Raw genomic sequence first — 682 nt, forward strand, 5'->3', positions numbered from 1 at the left:
ACCTGTAGTTCCAGTTGCTCCTGTAGTTCCCGTTTCACCCGTTAATCCGGTTACACCCGTAGTTCCAGTCAATCCTGTGATTCCAGTTTCTCCAGTTACACCTGTAACTCCGGTTTCACCTGTAGTTCCGGTTTCTCCTGTAGTTCCAGTTACTCCAGTTACTCCTGTAACTCCTGTTTCACCAGTGGCTCCAGTCACTCCAGTTAAACCTGTGGCTCCAGTTTCTCCGGTTACACCTGTAGTTCCAGTCAATCCTGTAACTCCGGTTTCTCCTGTAACACCTGTTATTCCTGTCACACCAGTAGTTCCAGTGACACCCGTAACTCCGGTTATACCTGTAGCTCCAGTTACTCCTGTAGCTCCCGTCTCACCCGTTACTCCAGTTAAACCTGTAACTCCTGTTACACCAGTAGTTCCCGTTACTCCTGCTACTCCTGTAACTCCAGTTAAACCAGTTGTTCCAGTGATACCCGTAACTCCGGTTACACCTGTTATTCCTGTCACACCAGTAGTTCCAGTTACACCCGTAGTTCCGGTTACTCCTGTAGCTCCCGTCTCACCCGTCAATCCAGTTACACCTGTAGTTCCAGTCAATCCTGTAATTCCAGTTTCTCCGGTTACACCAGTGCTTCCAGTTATACCTGTAGTTCCAGTTGCTCCTGTAGTTCCCGTTTCACCCGTT

General features: G+C 48.8%; 1 protein-coding gene. It reads right to left on the reverse strand.

The features are described from left to right. Nucleotides 1-682, reverse strand: a 682-nt coding sequence (locus KPL37_RS19550; protein ID WP_216151722.1) for a hypothetical protein, incomplete at both ends; no start/stop codon positions are given.

This window comes from Clostridium frigoris, from assembly GCF_018861865.1.
Classification (GTDB): domain Bacteria; phylum Bacillota; class Clostridia; order Clostridiales; family Clostridiaceae; genus Clostridium_AD; species Clostridium_AD frigoris.